The organism is Ferruginibacter paludis (assembly GCF_030409685.1).
Lineage (GTDB): Bacteria > Bacteroidota > Bacteroidia > Chitinophagales > Chitinophagaceae > Ferruginibacter > Ferruginibacter paludis.
In genome coordinates this window covers 411,816-437,501 of sequence record NZ_JAUFQJ010000002.1, presented here as the reverse complement: position 1 = coordinate 437,501, position 25,686 = coordinate 411,816, and the positions used below count along the sequence as shown (strand labels likewise).

Annotated in this window: 23 protein-coding genes; 9 read left to right on the top strand and 14 right to left on the bottom strand. The window is 39.4% G+C overall.

Annotated features, from left to right (window positions below; translation table 11 throughout):
• Window positions 1–34 precede the first annotated feature (34 nt).
• The 4 genes from dinB to rpsP form a co-directional block, all read right to left on the bottom strand.
• Window positions 35–1,183: a DNA polymerase IV gene (gene dinB, locus QWZ08_RS03720; RefSeq protein ID WP_290335870.1), complete on the bottom strand. Its 1,149-nt coding sequence runs from the start codon at window positions 1,181–1,183 to the stop codon at window positions 35–37.
• A gap of 56 nt (window positions 1,184–1,239) precedes the next feature.
• The gene (locus QWZ08_RS03715; RefSeq protein ID WP_290335869.1) at window positions 1,240–4,971 is read right to left on the bottom strand and encodes a transglutaminase family protein; all 3,732 of its coding nucleotides are present in this window, start codon (window positions 4,969–4,971) and stop codon (window positions 1,240–1,242) included.
• A gap of 203 nt (window positions 4,972–5,174) precedes the next feature.
• Window positions 5,175–5,693, bottom strand: coding sequence for a ribosome maturation factor RimM (locus QWZ08_RS03710; protein WP_290335868.1), 519 nt, complete (start codon window positions 5,691–5,693; stop codon window positions 5,175–5,177).
• A 134-nt stretch (window positions 5,694–5,827) separates the two neighbouring features.
• Window positions 5,828–6,316 (bottom strand): 30S ribosomal protein S16, encoded by a 489-nt coding sequence (gene rpsP / locus QWZ08_RS03705; protein ID WP_290335867.1) that lies wholly within the window; start codon window positions 6,314–6,316, stop codon window positions 5,828–5,830.
• Window positions 6,317–6,536: 220 nt separating this feature from the next.
• Here rpsP and QWZ08_RS03700 point away from each other — a divergent pair, with 220 nt between their 5' ends.
• Window positions 6,537–7,679 (top strand): hypothetical protein, encoded by a 1,143-nt coding sequence (locus tag QWZ08_RS03700; RefSeq protein ID WP_290335866.1) that lies wholly within the window; start codon window positions 6,537–6,539, stop codon window positions 7,677–7,679.
• Between the two features lie 9 nt (window positions 7,680–7,688).
• Here QWZ08_RS03700 and QWZ08_RS03695 read toward each other — a convergent pair whose 3' ends face one another.
• The 8 genes from QWZ08_RS03695 to QWZ08_RS03660 form a co-directional block, all read right to left on the bottom strand.
• Window positions 7,689–8,567: a DUF5777 family beta-barrel protein gene (locus QWZ08_RS03695; protein ID WP_290335865.1), complete on the bottom strand. Its 879-nt coding sequence runs from the start codon at window positions 8,565–8,567 to the stop codon at window positions 7,689–7,691.
• A gap of 23 nt (window positions 8,568–8,590) precedes the next feature.
• Complete coding sequence (locus QWZ08_RS03690; RefSeq protein ID WP_290335864.1) at window positions 8,591–9,151, bottom strand: YceI family protein; 561 nt, start codon at window positions 9,149–9,151, stop codon at window positions 8,591–8,593.
• 12 nt (window positions 9,152–9,163) lie between these two features.
• Window positions 9,164–9,586: an OB-fold protein gene (locus QWZ08_RS03685; RefSeq protein WP_290335863.1), complete on the bottom strand. Its 423-nt coding sequence runs from the start codon at window positions 9,584–9,586 to the stop codon at window positions 9,164–9,166.
• Window positions 9,587–9,613: 27 nt separating this feature from the next.
• Window positions 9,614–10,210, bottom strand: coding sequence for a hypothetical protein (locus QWZ08_RS03680; RefSeq protein ID WP_290335862.1), 597 nt, complete (start codon window positions 10,208–10,210; stop codon window positions 9,614–9,616).
• A 126-nt stretch (window positions 10,211–10,336) separates the two neighbouring features.
• A complete protein-coding gene (locus QWZ08_RS03675) occupies window positions 10,337–11,719 on the bottom strand; it encodes a hypothetical protein (protein WP_290335861.1) in 1,383 nt (460 codons plus the stop codon).
• Window positions 11,700–12,254: an RNA polymerase sigma factor gene (locus tag QWZ08_RS03670; protein WP_290336012.1), complete on the bottom strand. Its 555-nt coding sequence runs from the start codon at window positions 12,252–12,254 to the stop codon at window positions 11,700–11,702. The genes QWZ08_RS03675 and QWZ08_RS03670 overlap by 20 nt, the downstream gene beginning before the upstream one ends.
• A gap of 212 nt (window positions 12,255–12,466) precedes the next feature.
• Window positions 12,467–13,789, bottom strand: a complete 1,323-nt coding sequence (ffh, locus tag QWZ08_RS03665) for a signal recognition particle protein (protein ID WP_290335860.1) — start codon at window positions 13,787–13,789, stop codon at window positions 12,467–12,469.
• Between the two features lie 85 nt (window positions 13,790–13,874).
• Window positions 13,875–14,744 carry a sigma-70 family RNA polymerase sigma factor gene (locus QWZ08_RS03660; RefSeq protein WP_290335859.1) on the bottom strand — a complete coding sequence of 290 codons (870 nt, stop codon included), beginning with the start codon at window positions 14,742–14,744 and terminating at the stop codon, window positions 13,875–13,877.
• A 262-nt stretch (window positions 14,745–15,006) separates the two neighbouring features.
• On the opposite strand from QWZ08_RS03660, the gene QWZ08_RS03655 reads away from it, so the two are divergent.
• Window positions 15,007–15,390 carry an START-like domain-containing protein gene (locus QWZ08_RS03655; RefSeq protein WP_290335858.1) on the top strand — a complete coding sequence of 128 codons (384 nt, stop codon included), beginning with the start codon at window positions 15,007–15,009 and terminating at the stop codon, window positions 15,388–15,390.
• Here QWZ08_RS03655 and QWZ08_RS03650 read toward each other — a convergent pair.
• Window positions 15,387–16,004, bottom strand: coding sequence for a hypothetical protein (locus QWZ08_RS03650; RefSeq protein ID WP_290335857.1), 618 nt, complete (start codon window positions 16,002–16,004; stop codon window positions 15,387–15,389). The two genes, QWZ08_RS03655 and QWZ08_RS03650, sit on opposite strands and share 4 nt — an antisense overlap.
• 52 nt (window positions 16,005–16,056) lie before the next feature.
• Between QWZ08_RS03650 and QWZ08_RS03645 the strand changes: the two genes are divergently transcribed.
• The 3 genes from QWZ08_RS03645 to QWZ08_RS03635 all read left to right on the top strand — a co-directional run bounded on the left by QWZ08_RS03645 (window position 16,057) and on the right by QWZ08_RS03635 (window position 19,984).
• On the top strand, window positions 16,057–17,502 hold the full coding sequence (locus QWZ08_RS03645; protein ID WP_290335855.1) for an LptF/LptG family permease: 1,446 nt from the start codon (window positions 16,057–16,059) through the stop codon (window positions 17,500–17,502).
• Window positions 17,503–17,532: 30 nt separating this feature from the next.
• Complete coding sequence (locus QWZ08_RS03640; protein ID WP_290335853.1) at window positions 17,533–18,279, top strand: superoxide dismutase; 747 nt, start codon at window positions 17,533–17,535, stop codon at window positions 18,277–18,279.
• A 331-nt stretch (window positions 18,280–18,610) separates the two neighbouring features.
• Window positions 18,611–19,984 carry a dipeptidase gene (locus QWZ08_RS03635; protein WP_290335852.1) on the top strand — a complete coding sequence of 458 codons (1,374 nt, stop codon included), beginning with the start codon at window positions 18,611–18,613 and terminating at the stop codon, window positions 19,982–19,984.
• A gap of 166 nt (window positions 19,985–20,150) precedes the next feature.
• On the opposite strand, the gene QWZ08_RS03630 is transcribed toward QWZ08_RS03635, so the two are convergent.
• Window positions 20,151–20,960 (bottom strand): alpha/beta hydrolase, encoded by an 810-nt coding sequence (locus QWZ08_RS03630; protein ID WP_290335851.1) that lies wholly within the window; start codon window positions 20,958–20,960, stop codon window positions 20,151–20,153.
• Window positions 20,961–21,149: 189 nt separating this feature from the next.
• Between QWZ08_RS03630 and QWZ08_RS03625 the strand changes: the two genes are divergently transcribed.
• The 4 genes from QWZ08_RS03625 to QWZ08_RS03610 all read left to right on the top strand — a co-directional run bounded on the left by QWZ08_RS03625 (window position 21,150) and on the right by QWZ08_RS03610 (window position 25,633).
• A complete protein-coding gene (locus tag QWZ08_RS03625; protein ID WP_290335850.1) occupies window positions 21,150–22,103 on the top strand; it encodes an ATP-grasp domain-containing protein in 954 nt (317 codons plus the stop codon).
• 186 nt (window positions 22,104–22,289) lie between these two features.
• Window positions 22,290–23,402, top strand: a complete 1,113-nt coding sequence (locus tag QWZ08_RS03620) for a carboxylate-amine ligase (protein WP_290335849.1) — start codon at window positions 22,290–22,292, stop codon at window positions 23,400–23,402.
• A 119-nt stretch (window positions 23,403–23,521) separates the two neighbouring features.
• Window positions 23,522–24,367, top strand: coding sequence for a type 1 glutamine amidotransferase (locus tag QWZ08_RS03615; RefSeq protein ID WP_290335848.1), 846 nt, complete (start codon window positions 23,522–23,524; stop codon window positions 24,365–24,367).
• 75 nt (window positions 24,368–24,442) lie between these two features.
• Window positions 24,443–25,633, top strand: a complete 1,191-nt coding sequence (locus QWZ08_RS03610; protein ID WP_290335847.1) for a hypothetical protein — start codon at window positions 24,443–24,445, stop codon at window positions 25,631–25,633.
• Window positions 25,634–25,686 lie beyond the last annotated feature (53 nt).

Below are 25,686 nucleotides of genomic sequence, written 5' to 3'. Positions count from 1 at the left end.
TCATCTCATTCGTGATTAAAATTAATGCGATCAATTAACCCGAAGAAGCACGTTTCAACTTCAATTTCCCAAAGCGGTTTTTCACGTCATCAATGGCTTTATAAAGGTCATTTTTACGTTCAATATCGTTGAACAAACTAGCCTGCACTACTTCGTTCGCCAGTTCACTTAAACGAACCCCCAATAACCTTACCGGCTTGCCTTTTCGATAAAGCTTATGAAACAATTCCTTTACCACCGGGATAATTTCATCATCTGCACAGGTTAAGGGAATTGACGCCTGCTGGGAAGAAGTCTCAAAATCGGGGTACCTGATTTTTACCGCCACACATCCAGCTACCTTTCCATCCTGGCGTAAATCGAAGGCTATTTTTTCTGTAAGTCTAACCAGTTCGCTCATTAAAAAAACAAGATCGGTTTTATTTTCATGAAAGGTATTTTCACTGGAGATGGATTTGGCTTCGCGGCAGGCTCTTACTTCGCTGTTGTGTAATCCAAAACTTTTATTCCATAACTCCGTGCCCCATTTACCCAATCCTTTTTCCAGTTCTTCTTTCGTCTTAAGACTGATGTCGTTGATGGTAAAAATGCCCATGGCTTTCAATACCGCGTGTGTCTGTTCGCCCACGCCGGGTATTTTATTCACGGGCAGTGAAGATAAAAATTCCTTTTCTTTTCCGAAAGGAACCTGAAGGTAACCATTTGGCTTAGCCTCATTGGTAGCCATCTTTGCAATCATTTTGTTACTACCCATTCCAAACGAAATGGGCAGCTGTGTTTCATCAATGATTTGCTGCCTTAAATTAATCGTCCATTGCAGGGGATTAAAAAAAGTGTCCATTCCGGTAAGGTCTAAATAAAATTCATCTACCGAAGCTTTTTCGAATAAAGGTGCTTTGGAAGCAATAATATTCGTTACCCAGCGGCTGAATTTGCTGTAGTCGCAATAACTCCCTTTCACTGCAATAGCCTGGGGACAAAGTTGCAATGCCTTTTTTGATGGCATGCCCGAATGAATACCAAACCTACGGGCCTCATAACTGCAAGAAGAAACTACTCCCCTTTCCGCACCACCAACAAAAACCGGCTTGCCTTTCAGCGCAGGGTTATTCAATATCTCTACCGAAACAAAAAATGAATCGAGATCAAAATGAGCAATGATGCGTTGCGGAGATGTTTTCACCAGGTAAATTTACAAAATCAATATCGATTTGTACACCCTTGGAAATACGTTTTGCTTTATTTGAAAACTAAATATTTAGATTCAATCTCAACTATATCATTAAAGAATTTCTTAAATAGTGTATAATCTTCCGGTTTAATATCGTTCCTGTTCAGACTTACTTTTCTGATAATCTTCAATAAAGTTGGAGTCCTAATAAATTTTAAACTATATGTACTGTTTTTAAAACTGAAATTTTTATCAGCCGGACACTCCAGTAGCTTTCTGCCTGAAGGCGCCTGCACTTCAATTATTGTTTCGTATACATCCGTATTTTCATAATTCCAATATTCAACCGGATATTCCCTTTTGTCGGCTGATAAGCTCTCAAGCGTTGCTACAACGTCCAGGAAAGGAATTTTCAGCATTTTCATAGACCCTGCTTCTACTAACTCATTCTTGATAGTATAGGTACTTTTGATTGTTAGAGAATCGCCGTTACCCGCAAGTCCTGTAAACGAAACCGTATCCAGTTTGACCGGATTTTTATTGGCATTACTGAGACTTTGTTCAAATGATTCTTTCTGTTTCTCAGCTCCTAAAGATGCATACTCGTTTCGCCATGCGCTTACAATTGCTCCGCATCTTTTTGTTTCAACATTGAGTTTTGCATCGTTACCAGAAAAGGACAATCTAATTTTTCTTAAAGATTCATCCCGCATCCTGTTAACAGCAGTCAGTGGCTGTAAAATGGCCTCCGATTTCTGCCCGTGTAGCGGAATAATTAAAGATAAAGCCCCATTTAAATTAGATGGTAAACTGCCAAACGGAAGATTGCTATCGGTAAGTTCTATATAATATTCTTTACCATCAACATGGAGCAAACTTATACAATGATTAAATTCCATAGATGGCAAGTCCATGTCTTTCATGCCATTATTCCGTGTATCAATTAATACCAACTGTGCATTGATACCAGCTCTTGCAGTAAGCGCCACAAAGAGTGAAGAGAGATCTTTGCAATCACCCAATTTTGTATTCAGCACTTTTGAAAGATTCTGGGGTACATAGCCATTTTGCCTGAACGCAACAGAACTGTACCGTATATTGTTTACGATGTATTCATAGATGCGCTTTGCTTTTGCAAAATTACTTTCAGCAATTTTGTTTCTGAAGATCTCGTTATAGGCAGCCTCCAGCTCGAAATTATCTTTCAAATCCTGGTAAGATATATCGCTGTACCAGCCTGCAACATCAGCCCATGTTTTAATAGTTGAAATATGGAGTACACTGGCAACGTCATTTAAAGGCGGCATCAGCGGCTCTGATTTAACCGGCGGCAAATTGTTCAGCTCCCAGGTATATACTTTAAAATCTTCCACCTCTTTTATGACAGGCGATGCAGTATTATTGCTGAATTTGTAATTTAGCTCCAAGGCTTTGGGCGCTATTAAAATATACCGGGCGTTTTGTGAAGGCGCAAAAGAATTAAAAATAAACTTATCCCAGAAAGCTCTTCCTAACCTGCCGGTTGCATAATTCTGCAACCGATATTTTACATAAATCGCATCACCCGTTTGCAAACCGGTAAACACAGCAGTGCCTTCATTACGTTCCGCAGCCACCTTGCTCCCATTTACTTTTACGACTTCGCATTTTTCCACCAGTATCGACTGTGAATTGCCGCTGGCGAGGTTAATTTCTTTCCAGTTATCAATGCCCTTTTGAGTGTTGATTTTTATCACATACGTTATATATTCCTCAGACGCCCCTTCATCGTACAAAACAGCTCCTTTTTCATCCAGCAGATAAGTATAATCATATCCAGCATCTATTGTAGATTTTTTAATTAGTGCATAAACATCTGTTTCAGGCAACAGCTTATAGAGCTCCAGTTTTTTCGACAAGACGCTGATTTTTTTTCTTGCATCATAATCGGTGCGGTTATAGTAAATATCTTTTTTATAACTTTTCAAAGCATCTTCCGTATTGTTCATTTGCTCGTAAATGGATGCGATATTATGCCAGTATAACCCAACTGAGGGCGCTAGTGCAATCGCTTTTTGGGCAGCGGCCAGTGCATTGGCGTATTCCCTTTTTTCTATATAATAATTACTGATGCTGGTGATCATTCTGGGATCCTGCAACCCCATGGTATTGATTTTTTTTAAGGTAGCAAGATGGTCAGCGTCCTGTCCCATCTCTTTATATTCATCCGCCAAATTTTGAATGATGGAAAAATTATAATTGTTTTTGAGGTACAATTCATACACTTTTACTGCCGCTTTGCTATCTTTCTGAACCAGCTTTTTAACCCTGAACATCATATCGACAAAGGAAACATTTTCGGGGTACCTGGCATACCCTTTTTCCACCAGCTTTAACAGCTCCTCTATTTTGTCAAGCTTTCCCAGAACAGCTGCTTTTAACTGGATAATATTTTCATCTTCCCCAAATAATGAAGTCATCTTTTCTATCACAACATCCGCTTCAGTATATTTTTCAGTGTTGATAAGCGTTTGAATTTCCATCTGAAGATTGATGTAACTAAGCGAATCATTTTCTTTCAACCAGTCTATCTCCTGCAACAGAAGCGTTCTGTTTTCACTCTTTACTGATATCTGCATCAACTCAAATCTCAGCAACGGATCACCGGACGCAATTTTAAGTGCGTCTTCTATAACAAGCCTAGCTTCTGTTTTTTTTGAATCTCTGAGATAGGTTTGAGAAAGCAAAATGTAATTTACCAGGTTAAAAGGTTGCTCCCTTATTTTTGTTTCGAAAAACAACTCGGCAAAATGTTTTAATGAACCCGTGCTATCTGCGATGGCAGCTTTTATGTAGGGCTGTACAACAGCAGTTGAAGTACAATTTGGCAGCGGTAATAATGCATCATCTGTAAACCGCACAATAAAATTCGGCAACGTATTATCTGTATAGCCTAACTGCACAAGCACCCGGTTATACCCCTTTTTAAGCTGACACTTTTTTTTGTAATAGTCCAACTCTGTTATCCTTTCTTTCGATTCTGAAAGTAGCAGGCCATCATTCACCCATATCTTTAAAGATCCGTTAACGCCTGCGTTTAAAACAGCTTTGGTATCTTCAGGAACATAAACAAAAGCTTGTGCATACTCTATTGCAGAGGATTGCTGAATAAAAGGATAACAAAAAACCCATCCTTCGTAGCTAAATTCGGAGGGCTTAAACCACTTAACTTCTACATTGTTCATTCCATTAAATACGGATTCTGCCCCAGCATCAGCTAACGGTTCAGGCTGCATATTGAATCCTGAGCCCGAAAGGTTTTCAAATGGTCCGGCAAATTGCCACTCTTGAACAGAATTGATTTGCTTCCATTCTTTTTCTGCACTGGCATAATCGTTACTGAAAACAGCATGCATTGCTTTTACATATTTCGCTGCTTGCCTGATTGAACCGTTGAATGAATTGTCTTTTTCTATCTGGCTGAGTAAGTTAAGTTGATAGGCCTGCTTTTTTGAGTATTGTCCAAGTACAGATCCATTAAACCACAACGAATATAAATAGGCGTTTTTATCCGCATTTGCAGTAATCTCTCTGATCAGGCCTTCAATTTCAGTTTCTTTACCTAAATAAGTTTGCAGGTATAAAAGCGTACAGTAACTATCCAACGCAGTTGCCGGATTTTTGATACCTTTTTGTAAGAGGGCTTTTGCTTCTTTATAATTTTTTTTGTGAATGGCGTTCCAGGCATCATCATAATCATTGGCACGGGTTGCGGAAAAAATAAAAAGGAACAATAAGGTTGTAATCAGGATTCTGGTCATTTTTAAGTGGTATAAATTTTCACAGATAAATCAAAAATTTCGGACAAAGTTTAAATCAGCATCTATTGATAATACAGGCAAATGGACAGAATTTTTGATAGTATTGTAGGATAGATCAATTTTGATATTACAAACGTTAGCAATTTGAAATTAGTATTTAACATTCATTAATTACATCGTGAATAAATGTAGAAATTTAAAACCTACCGATAAATATCCAGCAATCCATCCGGTAAACTAACATACACTTTCCGGTTTTTCCGGTCTATCTTATCAAGCGATTCCTGGTGGATGGGGATCAGGGCCTCCTTTCCTTCCAGTAAAATGGCACATAATATCTGGTGTGGCTGTTCAATTACTTCTATTATTGCACCAAGGTCTTCGGCATTATCCGCAATCAAATGAAAACCCAACAATGCAATAGGGGAAGAGGTAGCTGCAAAACTGGTAAAATCTGCAGCGGCAAGCCACACTTCTTTGGGCGTTAATTTACGCGCCGCTTCCTTACTGTCGATTCCTTCTAACTTAATATACACTTCTTTATCATTTTTTACTGAAGCTGCCGAAATAAAATAAGGCATAAAATTATCCTTTCCTTCTTCCAGGAAAATTGTTTCCAGGCCTTTCAAAGCCGTTTTTTTACCAAGGCTATGCTGCAATACCAGCTCACCTTTTAAACCAAAGCTGGCGGCTAATTTGCCTATTTTAAAGTATTCGCTCATACGGTATGCAATTTAAGTATTTCATTTAAGCCAATAAGACAGCCTTAATGCAATTGAAAATAAAAAGACCAGGCATAAAAAAAGCAATCCCGAGTAATCAGAATTGCTTTAAAAGAATTAACGGAACAGAGATATTATTCTGCTGTTTTAGTTTCTTCAGGCGTTGCTGCAGGAGCAGTAGCTTCGGCAGTTGCAGCAGCAGGTGCTTCGGCAACTTTTCTAACCACAGGTTGATTGCGGCTATCAGTACGTGCTTTTTTATGAGCACCCTGACGTTTTGCAATGTGAGCATCATGCTCAGCACTCCAGGCAGTAAACTTTTGCATTGCAACAGCTTCATCAAACAAACCTAAACCTACACCTCTTAACAAATGCTTCAGGTATAATACGCCTTTGAAAGACAGGATACGACGTACAGTGTCAGTAGGCTGAGCACCTTTGTGTAACCAGTCCAACGCCTTCTGACGGTCAATCTGCACAGTTGCAGGAACAGTCAGGGGATTGTACGTACCAAGTTTCTGAATAAATTTGCCGTCGCGTGGGCTTCGTCCATCTGCTACTACGATGAAGTAGAACGGTCTCTTTTTTGAACCGTGTCTTTGCAGTCTCATTTTTACAGCCATAAAAAATAGAAATTTTTTTGGGTTGTGAATAAATAGGGTTTCTAACTCTCCTTAAAAGGAACGGCGAAGATAACATGCTGTAAGAAATTATCCAAATTTTTAAAACCGTTTTAAAATATTTTCAATGTTAAACTTCTGTCGCTGCCCTCTTTTATTTACAAGTCCAATGCCAGCTTTCTTCGGTAATGTAAATTAACTATCTTTCTAAAAATACCACCAAATGAAAAAGTATGGCTTTTTTATGCTTTTGTTATTAGCTGCCTGCAGTGGTCCAAACCGACTGAAAAAATATTACACAGCAGAAGATAAGACTGTTTTTGACCTTGTTGAAAAATTGAAGAAAAATGGTAATGATAAAGAAGCACTGGAACAATTACCGCAAGTATACAAAACAGTTGCAATCAAACGAAAAGCATTGACAGAGGCGAATTACAACAATCTTGTACCAGGCGACCGTTACATGCAGCTTGCAAAAGAATACGGGGTGATGTTGCAGATGTACGAGCAAATAAGCGAAGTGCCCGCAGCTAAAAAAATCATTGATGACTTGTGGGATCCGTCACGGCAGATTCAGGATGCAAAAAACACCGCAGCTAACGAATATTATAGCCAGGGGCTGGAATATCTTACTTATAATAACCGGATTTCCGCCCGCAATGCCTACGATTTTTTTAGTAAAGCAAATGAGGCTGTGCCAGGCTACAAGGATGTGCGCCAACTGATGCAGGAGGCTACAGAAAGAGCAACAATTAAAGTAATTGTAAGGGCAGCCAATTATTACAACCGCAACTGGAACTACTGGGGTTTTGAAAACGACTGGCTGCAGCAGCACATTATTAATGACCTCAATAACCAATCTTTCAGAGATGTTCGCTTTTACAGCGATTGGGATGCCAGCATTCGCCAGATAAGACCAGACAGACTGGTTGAACTGAATTTTACAGAATTATTTGTGGGCCAGGTTTTTGTTAAACGCTATACTATCAACCGTAGCAAAGAGGTGCAGACCGGCACTACCAAATCAATACCCGCCAGGCCTGTTTATACCACTTTTTACGCAACAGTTAATGTAACATCAAGATACATGCAAAGCAGGACTACACTGGAATGCAGGATATATGACCAGGTGACCGGGCATAATTTACTGTTCGACCGTTTTCCCGGAAACGATGACTGTCGAACGGAAACAGCTACTTATACCGGTAATCAAGATGCCCTGCTTCCGGAAGACTGGAGCAGGATTAATAACAGCAATAACTTTAAAATACCCAGCCGGACGGAGGTTGCCAACAGGTTAATCAGAAATTGTTATAGTCCATTATTGAACCGGATAAAAACGGGTGTTCAGTTTGGCTCTGATTGACTTTATTGATTACCAGGTTTTATGTTTGCCGGTTTTAAAAATACGGGACAAATTAAATCCAAAACGAATATCGCCTTTGAAAAAATCACCCGTAGTTTGCGTGATATAGGCCCTTTCATTCATGCCGGTAGCGTTGGAAAATTGTAACTGAAAAACGTGACCACCTGTTTCAATATCAACACCAACAGACAATGGATCGGTGCTTCCACTTAGATTGCCGAACGGATGGTGATAATCAAATGTAAGCGCCATTCTTCTGCTCACTTTTAAACGTGCACCACCACCCATTGCAAAAATGGTTTGGTCGTCGCCGGTATTAACAGGCGAACCACTGTGAACAAAAATCGGGCTTAACTGCATTGAAAATGCAGAGCTGAATTTTCTCCCGGCAACCAGTTGTATGTAATAAGATGATCTGTCTCCAAAACCAGGCTTAACAGGCGCAAAAGATTCTTCTGTCCATACTAAACCGCCTGCGGCAACCACCAGCGAAAAGGGAATGGATCTGGCACCTGTAGATTGTTGCAAAATTCTTTGTTTAATAAAAAGATCCAGTTCTTTCCTGAAGGTACTTCTTCCCATGCCGATGGTAGTATTGTCCGACAGGCCATAATCAAAACTGATACGCATAGAAGCCACGTCCAGTCCATAAAATTGTTTTATGCCGGAGCTTATAAAACCAAACCGGTGCATGATCCTGAAATCAAGATCACCTTTGTGCAACATTTCAATAGAATGTGCATTGATAACTCTTGTTGATTTAAAAGCGCCGGTTACTTTTTGTGTTGCGGGCACACTGTCTTCTACCCCCTTTAAAAGATCCTGCGATTGCAGGTTCATTGAAAGTAAAATACTGTATACAAAAAGAGCAATGGTAAGTTTTATCATCTTTAAAAATTAATTGTGTAAAATTATTTTGTGGTCATCGGCTGGTATTCTGGTATCACCACTGCAATCGCTATTTTCTTATTGATTTTTTCCGCCACCAGGGAAGGGATTGATATCTTGTAATCTGTTAGCGTTATACTGAAATTGCAGGATGCAGCAACAACGCCACTTTTAACAGTTATTACCGCATTGGTACTTACAGGATTGGTTACACCGTGCAGTGTCAATGTTCCATTTACTCTTACAGTAGAAACATTGTCACCGGACAATTGGATTGTTTTACTGTTTTCAATTATTCCCTTAAAAACTGCTTTCGGATATTTATCACTCTCTACATAATTTTCATTAAAATGTTCCTGCATCAATGCTTTGTCAAACTCAAAACCTTTCAACAAAACAGCAAACTCAATTTGCCCGCTGGCCACATCCCAAACGCTTACCACTTTTGTGTTCACCGCCTCAATATTTTCCATTGATGATTTGGAGTAAAAAGATATTTTTCCTGTTTTGGTAAAATACTTAGGCTGCCCAAAACCCGCGAATATCAGCAACGTAAAAAGAATGACAAAAAATGAATATTTCATAAATTAAAAACTTTATTCTTTTTCTACAATTACACACCTGTTTAATTCAACGTCCATTAAAAAACCGGTGCAGATTCCTTTGATGGTTATCTGCTGACCAGCTTTATATTGATTGATTAAACCGATGTGGTGTTTATCCAGCAGGCAGCTTACTTTATGCATAGATGCGGTATCACCTATCATCACATTGGCCAGTGTATCCTGCTGCTTTACTATTTCGGTGATAGTGCCACGCACTTGTATTGTTTTACCAAGGTAGCGGTGATTAGCATTTGCCTCATCCTTTTCATACTCATCAAGAAATGCACCGGCATTCAGTTTTGCAGCAGGTTGAACCGAGGATAAATCTGCCGGTTTGCGGTGGTACTCCTTGTACAAATAAAATGACAAGGGGATGGCTATAACCAGTACAACAAGTATTATTTTTTTCAGCACCTGCAAAATATTGAATGAAATAAAAAATTAGTTACCATAGGCTGCACCTGCAGTAATCCATGTTGTAATAACATCTTTTTCAGTTTGTGTCAGCGGGCCCGTAGGCGGCATTGTTCCATCAACAACCGCCCTTGTATTTATGCGTCCACTGAATTTTACGATGTTACAATCCACTGCCCAGTTCATTCCGCCGTTAGCTACAGTGTTGTTGTGGCAACTTTGGCATTTGGCAACCATCAATGTTTTCACTGCATTAAATTTTGCGCCGGCGGCACCTGTTGACGGCACCTTAACAGTGGCTGTTTTTTCACAACCTGCACCATCTTTTACAAATACTGTATAATCACCTCCGGCGAGGTCGGTGAAGCTGGAAGAAGATCCGTAAGTACCTGTGCTTCCCAGTTTATAAACAAAGCCTGTACTACCAGTAGCAGCCACATCAATTTTTCCATCTGCACCACATGTAGTAGTGGCAGTGGCTGTAGGAGTAATAACGATTGTTTTCCCTGCACATACATCAGTCACAGGCGGAGTTCCCGGGCTGCTTTTACTACAAGATGCAAAATTGATACTGATAATAATTAAAGAGAAAAGGCCAACGCCGTTTAAGATGCTTTTATTCATGATTGTTGTTTAATAAGTAATCGCAATCAACTTATTAAAGGTTGCCTAATAAGAACAAAAAAAACTCAAAAACTACATAAAAAAAGAGCCTCTTAAGGCTCTTTAAAAAATATTGTATTTATGATGTTAGTGTTTTTTAAACCGCTGATATTTTATACCAAACTGCAGCGTGGCGTTAAATAATTTGACATGCCCATCCCCCACACCGGACAGAGGAACACTCATTGTTGGCTCCAGTTGTAAAGAAAAAGACGAAGATAATTTCTTTTCAATTCCGGCTGAAAAATTCAGAACCGAAAAGGCACTTTTATTGCCAGTATAACTATAGGCACCTTCATGAGGCATATTATTTCTTATGTAGTAATAATTATAATCCTCTCTCTTCATAATGTAAGATGAAAGTCCAGCTGTCGCAAAATAAGTTACACCTATTTTTTGTAAAATATTATACCGCATCGTTACAGGAATATCGTACACAAGACATGCTGCGTTTATTTTAACAATCTGCACCATGTTCCAGTAAGATCCGGCTTTGGCTTTATAGTCACCGGGTCCGGCTAAATATTTTTTTGTTCCTGCATAAAAGCCGGTTTGCACACTTACTTTTTTTGATAACTGGTAGCCAATACCTGCACCGAATTTCGCGGTAACAGGATTATTTTTAAAAGCCAGTAATTTCACGCTGCCAATTTCACCACCCGCAGAAGCCAGGAAATAAAATTTCGATACCGAAGAGCTGGTTGCTTTTTGTTTGGGATTACTACCAGTTTCAGCATTTGTAATGCTATTTTTTAAACTGTCTTTAATTTTGGTTGAATCTTTTGAGAAAACTGGCTTAATAACCTGCTTACTGATAATAGTCGGCGCTGGGCTGGTGACAGGAACAGGTGGTTGTCCTTTAATCGTAACATCCCCCTCTTCACCAATTTCTCCATCGGAAACTCGTGATACTATTTTCTTCTTTTTTGACCCAGTTATTTTTTTTGCTTTTTTAGTCAGGTCAAGTGAAGTTTCATTCGCCTGTTCAGCAATGGTGGGTTTAGAAAAATTCTTTTTAGTGCCATATGTTTTTACCTGTCCGATCGGAGAGAATGGCTTTTTAACGACGCTGATTTCTTTGATACCATTTTCTTTTTGCCGGTTCGGTTTCATTTCACCCTTCCGCGGCAGTGTGCTATTTTTTATTACATCACCTTCATTTGCTGAAGCGGATGGCTGTTCATTTATCTTAACACCTGTTTCCTTTTTATCTGCTCTGGTTATGCTTTTTGCATTCCTAGCGGCAAGATGATTTTCTGCATCCGGCTTATTGAAAAAGAAAAGTATAACTGCGCCGCCAATAAAAAGTACTGGAATAGCAAACCACCAGAATACAAAACGGCGGCGCTTTTCTTCCTTGTTCAACCGTATATCCATAGCAGCCCATGCCTGTTCATCAAAAGCCGGCTCGCTGTTGGCAGCGGCTTCCCTGATGCGGTCTTCAATATGGTCAAACTGCTTTTTGCTCATAATATTTTATTGATGCTTCCATCAGCATTTTCTGAATATTTGCTTTTGCTTTAGAGAGATTTGATTTTGAAGTACCAACAGATATTTTCAAACGGCTGGCGATTTCTTCATGTTTAAATCCATCTATTACAAACAAATTAAAAATGGTTTTGTATACCGGGGATAACTGTTGCACAACATCCATAATTTCTTTGTACGACATTTTATCAATGGCTGTTTCTCCACTATGCTCCATCTCAAAATGAGATTCCTGCATTTCAGAAACCAGGTAACTTTTACTGTTTTTTCTAAAGTGATCAATGGCCGTATTGACAAAAATGCTTTTCATCCAGCCTTTTAACGAAGCTTCATAGTTGTCATACCTGGGTTTAAAATTGCCCAGTTCCCTGTAAATTTTTATAAACCCATCATTTACTACTTCCATCGCATCATCTTTGCTATTACAATACCGCAAACAAATAGCCATAGAAAAGCCATAGAAATGCTGATAGAAAGCCTTCTGACTTTCACGGTCTGCTTGTAAGCACCCACGGATAATATGCTCGAGGTCCTGCTTCGTTGGTAAATTTTTAAGGTTGTTTAATAATCGTATTTAACGGCAAAATGGTTGCCTGACTGTAATATCTTATTCTGTGATTTGAGTAAAGGCAATACAACCTGATGTAACCGGATTTTTTATTTTTATTATCATACAAAAAAGCCACCGTGCTCCCGCATAGTGGCCATAAATATACAAAAAAGTTCTGTCTACCTTTTTCCCATACCGGGCATTTTGCCCATCGGCATTTTGTTCATCATTTTCATCATTCCTTTCATTTGCTCAAACTGTTTTAAAAACTGGTTCAATTCGGCAATGTCCTTGCCACTGCCTTTGGCAATGCGAAGCTTACGGTTTGGATTGATAATATCCGGATTACGACGTTCTTCCAAAGTCATCGAATTAATCATGGCTTCAATCCCTTTAAACGCATCATCATTGATATCAACATCTTTTATCTGCTTGCCTATTCCCGGAATCATTCCCATCAGGTCTTTAAGATTACCCATTTTTTTTATCTGCTGTAACTGGGTCTTAAAATCTTCAAAATCAAACTGGTTTTTACGGATTTTCTTTTCAAGTTTTGCAGCTTCAACAGCATCATACTGCTCCTGTGCCTTTTCAACCAGACTTACTATATCTCCCATCCCTAATATGCGTTGCGCCATCCTTTCGGGGTAAAAAACATCCAGCGCATCCATCTTTTCACCATTGCTCGCAAACTTAATTGGCTTGTTTACCGTGTACTTAATGGACAATGCCGCACCGCCTCTTGTATCGCCATCCAGCTTGGTTAATACTACACCACTAAAGTCTAGCCGTTCGTTAAAGGCTGCAGCTGTATTTACAGCATCCTGCCCGGTCATACTATCTACTACAAATAAAATTTCCTGGGGATTTACCGCAGCTTTGATGTTGGCTACTTCCGTCATCATAACTTCATCCACTGCAAGACGGCCCGCAGTATCAATTATAATAACATTTTTATTTTTTGATTTAGCTTCTTTTATTGCGTTTTGAACAATGCTTACGGCATCTTTATTTTCCCTTTCACTAAATACATCCACGCCTATTTGCCCTCCCAATACTTCCAGCTGATCTATCGCGGCAGGCCGGTAAATATCAGCCGCTACCAATAAAGGCGATTTACCTTTTTTAGTTTTTAAATAATTCGCCAGCTTACCACTAAAAGTGGTTTTACCACTACCCTGCAGCCCGGCAATTAAAATAATGGCCGGATTACCGGACACATTGAATTCACTTTCCTTACCTCCCATTAATTCGGTCAGCTGATCCTGCACAATCTTTACCATCAACTGGCCCGGACTTACTGCGGTCAGCACTTTTTCGCCCAGTGCTTTTTCTTTAATGGTATCAGTAAATTCTTTGGCAATTTTATAATTCACATCCGCATCCACCAGTGCCCTGCGGATTTCCTTTACCGTATTGGCGATATTAAGTTCTGTAATTCTTCCCTGGCCTTTAATATTTTTAAAAGCGCTTTCTAACTTTTCACTAAGAGAATTAAACATTTTTCTTTATTTATTTAAACGGATAGATATAAAAAAAGTGAACCGTTATGTTCACTGTATACAATTGCAAATGTAATGGAAAATTTTAAGCTCCTAAATACGTGCGCAGCAGGTTGCACCGGGAAGTTACCTGCAATTTGGTAATCGCTTTATCTTTTATCTGCCTTACCCTTTCCCTGGTTAGATTAAACCGTTCGCCAATATCTTCCAGGCTAAGCGCATGATCTACCCCAATGCCAAAGAAAAAACGGATCACATCTTTCTGCCGCTCCGTTAACGTACTTAATGATCTGTCTATTTCTGTAGCAAGTGAGGCTCTGAAAACCAGGTTCATGTCTGTACTTTCCGCATTGGGGTTTTCGAGTACATCCATTAAAGAGCTTTCATCGCCATCGCCAAAGGGCTGATCCATACTGACGTGCCGGACAGAGGCATTAAGTGATGCCGCAACCTCTTCTGTCTCCAAATCAAGAAGTGTTGCCAACTCCTCAGCTGTGGGTTCACGTTCATACTCCTGCTCTAATTGAGAAAATGCTTTGCTTATACGGTTTGTAAGCCCCACCTTGTTTAAGGGCAACCGTACAATTCTTGACTGTTCTGCAAGCGCCTGTAGTATACTTTGCCTTATCCACCATACAGCATACGATATAAATTTGAAGCCACGGGTTTCGTCAAACCGTTGCGCAGCTTTTATTAATCCAAGATTTCCTTCGTTGATTACGTCGGGCAGTGTGAGGCCTTGGTTTTGATATTGTTTGGCGACAGAAACCACAAATCGCAAATTGGCTTTTGTTAGTTTCTCAAGTGCAGCCTGGTCACCCTGTTTTATTCTAATAGCTAATTTTACTTCTTCTTCCGGACTTATTAATTCTACTTTTCCTATTTCCTGCAAATATTTTTCTAAACTCTGGCTTTCACGATTCGTAATCGATTTCGTGATTTTGAGTTGACGCATACTCATAATACAGGTTGTTTAATTTGATTAAAGTTTAAATGCAGTGTGTTTAAAGAAACACATTTTGTTTAACGTAATTTATAGCATTTACAATACGTTACCAAAAAGAATTTTGTGAAAAACCCCATTTTTTTGTGAACGGCTTTTTCGTTTCAGACAGGTCATAAGAAATGGATAACAAAAAATAGTTAAGAAATTATCTTATTACCTCATTTATTTTGTTATTATTGCACTTACACAAGTACAGAATTAAAAATATTGGATGAGTAAGAAAGCACTATATACGTTAGAATACCCGGTGAGATGTTCCCCCGGTATTTTGTATGAATTTTTAAGCACACCTGCAGGACTACAGGAATGGTTTGCAGATAAGGTTGATGAACGCGACGGCGTATTTAGCTTTTCATGGAATGGTGCTACCCCCGAACAGGCAGAATTGATGGAAGGTGAAGAAAACAGGTATATCCGCTTTCACTGGCTTCACATGCCCAAAAGCGAATACTTTGAATTCAGCATTGAAAAATCGGAAGTTACCAATCAGACAATTTTGGTGATTAAAGATTTTGCAGAAAAAAAAGATGTAAAGGATCAAAGCCAGTTGTGGGAATACCAGGTAAAAGACCTGTTTCATCGTTTAGGTAATTAATTTTTCAGCACTGCCAATAATTCTTCAAAAGATTGCTCAATGAAAAGTACTGCAGTATCCCAATGCTGCAACGTTTTTTTCTTGCTGATTTTTACAAATGATTTATTGTTAAGAACCAATGTAAATTCTTCCACCGAAACCTGGTGGAAGGGTATAAAATTGGCTGCGTCAAAAGCATGTTCCCACGGCTGATCATTGACACATAACCAATATTCATTCTGCTGAAGCCAAACAAAATTCGCCAGTAATCTGATCTCCATAAGGCTTTTATATTCGCCAGACAACTGCAGGGTAACGCTGAAAAAATTACCCCACCAAAAAAAAATCCGGATTGCAACTGTATTTTGCTTGTCAAAAAAACGGGGATAATCCAGCATTACATAGGGCAGTCCCCTGTAATTTTCCCCTCTTGAAATTTTAGGATCTTTTAGAAACATAACAGTGGGTAAATCATTTTTTTGTTGCAGCATACTGGTCTGCATTACCGAAAGTGACCCGCTAAAAAGTTCAATCACTTTCTGAATAATCACCTGTTTAGTTAAAATCCATTCGGTATTGCAAACCAATTCAAGTTCCTTGGCAGAAAGCATTATTTTTGTTTCATCCTTTGTCATAACGGTTAAGGTACAAATTACTTATTAAAGCTTCGCCTGCTGGCGGATTGGGATGATAAAAAAATTAGACAAACTGATTATCCGGTCGTTTTTAGGGCCTTTTATTGTTACGTTCTTCATCACTTTTTTTGTTTTGATGATGCAGAACTTATGGAAATATATTGACGACCTGGTAGGCAAAGACCTGGATCTTTTTACTATAGGTAAATTTTTATGGTATGCCAGCGCCACCTTGCTCACATTATCTATGCCCATTGCCATACTCATTTCTTCCATTATGACTTTTGGTAACCTTGGCGAAAGTTTTGAGTTGGTTGCTATTAAATCTTCCGGTATTTCGTTACTACGTTTTATGCGCCCGCTTATATGGGTTGCGCTACTGCTTTGTGGTATCACCTTTTTGTTTGCCAATTATGTTATCCCTTATGCTACCTTAAAGTTTAAAACCATTTACTATGATATTGCTTTTAAAAAGCCCGCACTTGATTTAAAACCGGGTACGTTTTACAAACACATACCCGGCTATGCGATAAAAATATCCAAAAAAGATGCTGATGGAAAAACTATACACGATGTGGTAATTTATGAGCAGCAAAGCCAGTTACAAGACAATAGTATTGTTGCCGAACGGGGAACTATGAAGTTATCTGGAGATAAAAAATACCTTGAGTTTGTGCTGCAAAACGGCCACCGCTACCAGGAACGCGGTAACTCTGTAGATACCAGTACTGAGTTTATCCGCATGGGATTTAAAGAATATAAAAAGCTGTTTGATATTTCATCACTTCAAATGATGAATACCCCCGATTCTGTTTTTAAAAACGATTTTAAAATGATGAGTATTCGTTTACTCGACAAGTCGATAGACAGTACCCAAAAACAAAGAGATAGCCTTCGTAAAAAATTAACAGTTGACATAGGCACGCAAATGCACTATTTAAACTTGCCTGACAGCATCTGGAATAAAACACCGGCGGTAACCTCAGACACAGCCGCTGCTTTGGCAAAGCTGCCCGACTCTGTAAAAATAAAAGTATACGATGGTGCTCTGGCAATTGCATACGCTTTAAAAAATACTTACCAGCTCTCCGGTACTGAGATAGATACAAAACGAAACGGCATCAAAATGGGATTAATTGAATGGCACAGAAAGTTTTCGCTATCACTGGCATGCCTGGTATTATTTTTTATTGGTGCACCTCTTGGTTCCATTATCCGTAAAGGCGGACTTGGCATGCCGTTGGTAATGGCTATACTATTCTTTCTGATATTTCACCTGCTAAATATGTTCGGCGAAAAATTTGTAAAAGAAAATATGACCACGCCATTAATTGGAATGTGGCTGGCAATTTTGGTATTGACTCCTATCGGTATATTTTTAACTTATAAAGCCATGCATGACTCTGCATTGTTTAATAAGGAATTCTACTACCGGGTTTTTAAAGACCTTCGCCAGTCTGCAGGCCCGCTTGTTAATAAACTAAAACGTAAACAATAGTTAATTACATTTATACAATAAATAATTTTTATGAAACAATCATCACGCAGAAACTTTATTGCCCAATCTGCTTTGGCAGGTATTGGCGCCTTGGTAACCTTACCATCTTTAGCGGCCCGGGCAGATGCTGAGAACAAGCTTTCCGCAATTCCCTCTTCTCCTTTAAAGACTGGTTTTGATCAGCAACCCTTGCCCTATGCGTACAATACACTGGAGCCGCTGATTGATACCATGACCATGGACATCCATTACAATAAACACGCTGCTACCTACAGCAAAAATGTGAAGGAAGCAGCCCAGGCCGAAGGTGTAGATACAACCAAGCCGCTGGAAGATGTGTTGAATAAGATTTCGAAATACACTGTAAAAATGCGCAACAATGCCGGCGGACATTATAATCACGAAATGTTCTGGAAGCTTTTGTCAGCTGATCCTAATACTCAACCAGACGCTAAATTATTGGCAGCCATCAATACCAGTTTTGGCTCAATGGATGAAATGAAGAAGCAGTTTACAACTGCGGCTACCAGCAGGTTTGGAAGCGGCTGGGCATGGCTGATATTTACTGCAGATAAAAAGTTAGCCATTATTTCAACCCCCAACCAAGACAACCCGTTAATGGATATAGCTGAAACAAAAGGCTTTCCCGTGATGGGACTGGATGTATGGGAACATGCCTATTACCTGAAATATCAAAACCGACGGGCAGATTATATCGCCAGTTTTTGGAAATTATTAAACTGGAAAACTGTTTCTGAACGTTTCAACAGCATTTAAAATGTTTCATTACTTTATAAACGATTTGTAATTTTTGTACCCGCTTTGAGGCGGGTATTTTTTTATTGACAATGTAAATGCCCTGAAAAAAAGAAGCTATGCCTTAATTGGCTCAGCCTTTGCAATCGAAGCCTGCTCAATGAGGCAACTATAGCAAAGGCTGATAAATTGGGGATGCAATCGTATAAACGAATATAGTTGTTGTAATGTTGCCGCAGCCTCTCATTATTTTTTTTAGCAATTTTTTTTGTTTTAAAACAATGCTTTTTTAAGTGCTATAAAACCTACTTTCGTTTTTTATAAAAATATCTTTTACCAAAAATAGTTTGATATGCAAGTTTGGAAAGAATACCAGGAAAACAATAAGGATCGGTTTTTAAACGAATTGCTGGAACTCCTGCGTATACCCAGCATCAGTGCGGCAACCGAGAATAAAGCGGATATGGTGACCTGCGCAGAAGCTGTAAAAAAACGCTTGCTGGAAGCAGGAGTTGATAAGGTTGAGATATATTCTACTGAAGGACATCCTATCGTGTATGCCGAAAAAATAATTGACCCGGCAAAACCAACGGTGCTGGTTTACGGCCACTATGACGTACAGCCTGCCGAGCCGCTGGAACTTTGGAAGAGTGGCCCATTTGAACCCGTAATTATTGATGGTAAAATTTTTGCCCGTGGCAGTTGCGATGATAAGGGACAGGTTTACATGCATGTGAAGGCCCTGGAAACATTAATACAAACCAATACGCTGGGCAATAATATCAAATTTTGTATTGAAGGTGAGGAGGAAGTTGGCTCACCTAACCTCGGCAAATTTGTCGCAACACATAAAGAAGTATTAAAGGCAGATGTAATTTTGATAAGCGATACCGCCATGATCAGTCTGGATACACCCAGCATTGACATTGGTGTACGCGGATTGAGCTATATTGAAGTAACGGTAACCGGACCAAACCGTGATCTGCACAGTGGTGTGTACGGTGGTGCTGTTGCAAATCCAATTACAATGTTGGCGAAAATGATCGCGAGCTGTCATGACGAGAACAATCATATTACATTACCTGGTTTTTATGATGATGTTGTAGAAGCAACCGCAGAAGAAAGAAAATTAATGGCCGAAGCACCTTTTGATGAAAAGGAATTTAAAGATGATTTAGGGATTCAGGAATTATGGGGGGAAAAGGGATACAGCACCAATGAACGAACCGGTATACGTCCTACTTTAGAGCTCAATGGCATATGGGGCGGTTACCAGGGGGAAGGTGCTAAAACTGTACTGCCCAGTAAGGCTACTGCAAAAATATCTACCCGTTTGGTGCCTAACCAATCGTCTGAAAAAATAACGGCCATGCTGCTGGAACATTTTAAAAAAATTGCACCGCCCGGTGTAACTGTTACGGCTTTTGAACACCATGGCGGTGAACCTTATATGACTCCTATTGATAGTACTGCCTATCTCGCAGCGGCCAAAGCAATAGAAACGACTTTCGGTAAAAAACCAATACCGGTGCGTGGTGGCGGAAGTATACCCATCTGTGCGCTGTTTGAAAAAGAATTAGGTATCAAAATAGTCTTTATGGGTTTTGGATTAGACAGTGATAACTTGCATAGTCCTAATGAAAAATTTAACCTGGAGAATTATTACAAGGGCATTGAAACCATACCGTATTTTCATAAGTATTTTACAGAGATGATGACTAAGTAGTATCAAGTATTTAGTATTAAGTATTTAGATCACAGCTATCAATTTTAATGCGTTCTTTAAAATTGGAACCTGCAACAAAATAATTTACAAGAAACCCCGTAATCGCTGGATGATTACGGGGTTTCTTGTCTGAGTACTTAATACCAGATACTTGATACTTGCTGTCTCACCTTCCCCACCCCCATTCTAAAAAAGCTGGAAACGCTCTCGCCCAGGTGGGCACGTCGTGCCTTCCATCCTGTAATTCCAGATAAGCGATATCATCGTCTTTATAGCCCTTAATTTTTAACTCCTCAATCAAGCTGATGGTGTCGTCGATGGCATCAATAATACCATTGTTGTTGCGGTCAGCGGTTTCATCCTGTGTGCCCACTTCAAAGAAAAATTTGAGCCATGCTGAGTACTTACCTTCCTTCACCTGCCGGTGCATGATCCTGTTTTTTGATTCATCAAAATCTGGTGCATACTGGTCCTTATCCCTCCACCAAAGCGAGCCGCTAAAAACTCCCACTTTTGTAAATTCGTACGGGTAATTCCAAACAATATCCAGCGCACTTAAGCCACCCAAGGAAAAACCTGCATAGGATTTCTCAATAAAATCATATAACGGATAGGCTTTGCGCAATAATGGCAACAACTCTTCAAAAACAAACTGATCATGTAATGCAGCTTTAGCACCACGATTCATGTAGTCCAGTATTTTTGCTGTGGCATATTCATTTTTCCTATCGTGCCCGCAATGGAGCCCGACACAAAAAACAGGTTGAATGGCATTGCGGTCATACAAGCGTTTTAAAATATGTTGAAAATGCATGGTGACAAGATCCTGCCCGTCATTAATCAATAATAAGCTTACTTCTTTTTTTGCAGCAACTTTGTCCGGTAGATAGCAATCTACTTTTACATCTCTTTTTAAACAAACTGAGTGAATGATATGATGCTCTGTAATAACTACTGCGGTTTTCCTGTTTGGCATAACTCCAAAAATAAGCAAAGCGAATCAATTTTTCGCGGAGGCCATTTTTGATTACTGTCTCTTTTACTGGTAAAACCCTTACGGCCTGCAAGTATTATTTGGAAAATTCAGGCGAAAAAAATACATTGGGTTAGATATGGATCTGTTTACCGATGATTTAAAATCAGCAGTCATTTTTAAAAATCAGTTATGAAAAAAATAGGCATTTTACATGGAAAGGAAAGAAGTTTTCCCGATGCTTTTGTAGAAAGGGTAAACAGCAAGAATATTGAGGGCATTGTTGCTGAGCCGGTTAAAATAGATAAAGTGATACAGGGTGTAAGTAGTGGTTATGCAGTTATTATCGACCGTATATCTCAGGACGTGCCTTTTTACAGGGCCTTTTTAAAAAATGCTGCGCTTTGTGGTACAGCGGTCATAAACAATCCTTTTTGGTGGAGTGCAGATGAAAAATTTTTCAACAACTGCCTTTCTACAAAAATAAATATCCCTGTGCCTAAAACAGTGATTTTGCCATCAAGGGATTTGCCTGCGGATACCACCGGGGAATCATTTAGCAACCTGGCTTACCCGCTCGACTGGGAAGGTATTTTTAATTATATAGGTTTCCCGGCTTACATGAAACCCTTTGCCGGTGGCGGCTGGAAAAGTGTTTATAAATTAATTGACCAACATGATTTTTTTGATAAACACGGCGAAACCGGCGAACTGGTAATGATGCTGCAGGAAGAAATCATTTTTGAAGAATATTACCGTTGTTACTGCATTGGTGGCAAGTATGTTCGTATTATGCCGTACGAACCACGCAACGTGCATGCCTTGCGTTACGTAGCTGATTTCAAACCGTCAGAAGAAAAACTGCAATTGATGACGGATATCGTTTTACGTATCAATCACTACCTGGGCTATGATTTTAATACGGTTGAACTGGCATTGCGGGATGGCGTGCCTTATGCCATTGATTTTTGCAACCCCGCACCCGATGCGGAAAGAACCAGTGTGGGCGAAGAAAATTTTGAATGGGTAGTGGAAACAGCTGTAACATTTGCCATCGAAAAAGCACAGGCGCAAACCGATGGAGCTGATAATTTAACCTGGGGCGAATACATAAAAAGAAGCGCCGCGAAGCAACCTCTTTTTTAATAGATAGTTTTAATGGATAATCGATAATCGGCTGAAGCAAATACCTTCAATTTTTATCGCTCATTATTATCGATTAAAGTTATTGATGCTTTAAAACAATATCTCAAATGGAAAGTTTGATTAACAAAGGCATGGACTCCGATTTTAAGAAATTATCAATTATCGTTTAAGCAATTATCAACTAACATGGCGAGCTTATCATACAAAGGATTTACTATTGGTGTTGAAGAAGAGTACATGGTACTTGACCCGGAGACAAGGGAATTAAAAAGCCATGAACAAAGAATTGTTCAGGAAGGTCAGAAAATTATTAAGGATAAAGTAAAGGCAGAAATGCACCAGGCGGTTGTTGAGGTGGGTACAGATATTTGCCAGGATATTGATGAAGCCTTTGTCGATGTAGCTACCCTTCGTAAAACAATCAGTGGCATTGGCGAGAGCTTAGGCTTTAAACTGGGCGCCGCCGGTACGCATCCTTTCAGCCATTGGGAAAGCCAGCTAATTACAGACCATGCCCGCTACAACGAAATTGTAAACGAGTTGCAGGAAGCTGCCCGCAGCAACCTTATTTTTGGTTTACATGTGCACGTAGGGATGGAAAACAGGGAGATGGCTATTCATATCGCCAATTCGGCCCGTTATTTTTTGCCACATGTATATGCGTTAAGTACCAACTCTCCTTTCTGGGAAGGGAGAAAAACAGGTTATAAATCTTACCGTACAAAAGTATTTGATAAATTTCCACGAACAGGTATACCAGATTATTTTGAAAGCATTGAAGCTTATGAGAGTTATATAAAATTACTGGTAAAGACAAACTGCATTGATAATGCAAAAAAAATATGGTGGGATCTGAGGGTACATCCCTTTTTTAACACGGTAGAATTCCGTATCTGTGATATACCTATGACAGTGCAGGAAACCATTGCCATCGCAGCACTCTTCCAGGCATTGTGCGCCAAGCTGTATAAGCTGCGCAGCCAGAACCTCAATTTTATGACATACTCACGGGCACTGATAAACGAAAATAAATGGCGGGCCAGCCGTTATGGTATTGATGGCAGCATGATTGATTTTGGTAAGGAAACCGAAGTCAATACAAGGGTACTTATTTACGAATTGCTCGATTTTATAGATGATGTAGTGCCGCAGTTAGGCAGCCGCCACGCCATCAACTATGTGCACAATATGCTTGAACAGGGCACAGGTGCAGACAGGCAGCTGAAGGTATATGAACAAAATAAAAGTCTTGTTGAAGTGGTGGATTACATCCAGGGTAATTTTTTGGCCGGCATTTAGCAATTCAACAATGTTTTAAGCGATTATCTGCAACTTTTATCCAGGTACAGCAGTACTTCGAAAATACTCTACAACCTGCCTGCAGGATAAAACCGGCAAAATTTTATTAATTTTGTGCCATGTGTTTAGTAGAAAAAAAGCAGTTTCGCGTAGCTATTCTTGATTTATATGAGGGAGTTCCCAATCAGGGAATGCGGTGTATCCGTGAAATAATCAACCAGTTTAGTGATTTTAATAACCTCGAAATAAGTTGGGATGAATTTGACGTTCGTCAGAAAAATGAAGTTCCCGATCTTTCATACGATATATTTATTTCCAGTGGCGGACCTGGTAGTCCGTTGGACAGCGAAGGCAGCGAGTGGGAAAAAGTATATTTTACCTGGCTTCATACCATTGAAAAATGGAATGCAAATGAGGCTAACATCCAAAAAAAATATGTATTCTTTATCTGTCATTCCTTTCAGTTAGCATGCAGGCATTATAATATTGGCAACGTTTGTCAGCGAAAGAGTACTTCGTTTGGGGTGTTTCCTGTTCATTTATTAAAAGATGGTAAAAGGGAAATTGTTTTCGAAGAAATGAAAGATCCTTTTTATGCGGTGGACAGCAGGGATTTCCAGGTAATTGAACCTAAACACAATACCCTTCACCAATTAGGCGCCACCATTCTCGCTATAGAAAAAGAAAGGCCGCATGTACAGCTGGAACGAGCGATCATGGCGGTTAGGTTTAACGAGTACATGATTGGTACCCAGTTCCATCCCGAAGCAGATGCTGTTGGTATGAGCATGCATTTGCAAACAGAAGATAAAAAGAAAACCGTGATTGAAAATTACGGTCATGATAAATGGAGCAGTATGATTGAACAATTGAACGACCCTGATAAAATTGTTTATACCTACGAACATATCCTTCCTAATTTTTTACAAATAGCTGTACAAAGTTTACAACCCGTGGAAATATAATTCTGTCATAATTGGTGATAAACTATGGTATTATGATTATTTTTAAGCAATAAAATAGTATCAATCATACCGATCATGCAGAAAGAATTAAGGCGAAAGTTTAATGATAATTTTTCTGAAGAAAAATACACAGCTTTTTTACAGCAATTAGAAAATTTGCACCCCGGAGCTCTGGAATTCAGAATTGCGGAAACACCGGTTTTTATTCCCAAAGATTTCACACAAAAAATGCTGGATGCCTGTGAAGACATAGTTGATATTATTACAGCCCCCAACTTTAAGTCACTTACTCAAAAAGCGATTCCTGACAGTGTGGTCGCAGGCGATGAAAAAGACCATCCTGAATTTATTGCTTTTGATTTTGGCATCTGCGAAAATGCCAATGGGACATTGGAGCCGCAGCTAATTGAAATGCAGGGATTCCCTACACTATTTGCTTTCCAGGCTTTTCATTCGGCTATAACAAAGACCTATGCAGAACTTCCGGCTACTTATGATGCGTATTTAAACGGCTACAACGAAACAACTTACCTGCAGCTTTTGAAGGAAATTATTGTTGGGGATTGCAACGCCGAAAATGTTATCCTACTGGAGATTTATCCGGAGCAGCAAAAAACACGCATTGATTTTTATTGTACGGAAGATGTGCTGGGGATTAAAACGGTGTGCCTGACTAAAGTAATAGGTGAAGGAGACCAGTTATTTTATGAACTGGATGGAAAGAAAACACTGATAAAAAAAATCTACAACCGGCTCATTTTTGATGACCTGTACCAGCAGGAATATCCCGAAAATTCAATTGATATATCCCGTCCCTGGGATGTGGAATGGATACCGCATCCGAATTGGTTTTACCGCGTTAGCAAATACACATTGCCGCTGATCGATAACCCTTACGTTCCTCCTACCTTCTATCTCAACAAATTAAACCAAATACCGGAAGACTTGGAAAATTATGTGCTGAAGCCGCTGTTTTCATTTGCGGGAATGGGCGTAATTATTGATGTCACTATTGAAGATATCAATAGAATTACAGATCCCGAAAACTGGATACTACAGCGCAAAGTAAAATACGCAGATGTGATTGAAACACCCGATGTACCTGCAAAAGCAGAAATAAGATTATTTTATTTTTGGAAAAAAGAATGGAACCGTCCGGTAGCCGTTCACAACCTGGCCCGGCTTAGTAAAGGCAAAATGATTGGCACCCGTTACAATGCAGATAAAACCTGGGTAGGCGGTACCGTAGCTTTTTTTGAAAGATGATACAGCCATTTTTTTATTGCCCTGCGTGCTTTTTTAAATACTAACAGATTAAA